The sequence below is a fragment of the Gluconobacter sp. P1D12_c genome (genome assembly GCF_018812105.1).
Taxonomy (GTDB): Bacteria; Pseudomonadota; Alphaproteobacteria; order Acetobacterales; family Acetobacteraceae; genus Gluconobacter; species Gluconobacter oxydans_A.
The window spans coordinates 1-506 of the sequence record NZ_JACSIQ010000317.1 but is presented as its reverse complement, the minus strand read 5'-3'; the positions used below and the strand labels follow the sequence as shown (position 1 = coordinate 506).

Below are 506 nucleotides of genomic sequence, written 5' to 3'. Positions count from 1 at the left end.
ATTCTGGTGGCAGCCGGGGTCCGACTTGAGGAGGTTCTACCCGCCGCGGCCCTCACAATGATGGACAAACTCCTCGGAAGCATGATGCGCCGTGCCGAGCACCGGATCCGTGACAAAGCGATTGTCACCATGCGATCGTTGCAGGCCCAGCTTCGTCTGCTGACAACCTCTTGCCGTCATCTGATTGAGGCCCGTGATCAGGGCGTTGATTCACTGTCTGCCATTACGGGAATTGACTGGCCCCGCCTCCAGGACGCCATCGGCAGGGCTGAAACCCTGACAGCTCCAGAGACCATTGATCGCACGGCCGAACTGATCAACCGGCATCGCTCTCTTCGTCCTGCCATTGGTCCATTCCTGAACGCGTTCCAGTTTCAGGGTGGTCGCACGGTACAGGGATTACTGAAGGCGGTGCAGATCATTGGAGACCTCTATCGGACCGGTAAACGCCGCTTGCCTGACTCCTGTCCGATCCGTTTCATTCCGCCTTCCTGGCACAGCTTTGT

The 506-nt window shown here is 58.5% G+C and carries 1 pseudogene; it reads left to right on the top strand.

Annotation, left to right across the window (positions count from 1 at the left end):
• Positions 1-506: pseudogene (locus tag KP705_RS16955) on the top strand (Tn3 family transposase); the annotation flags it as partial.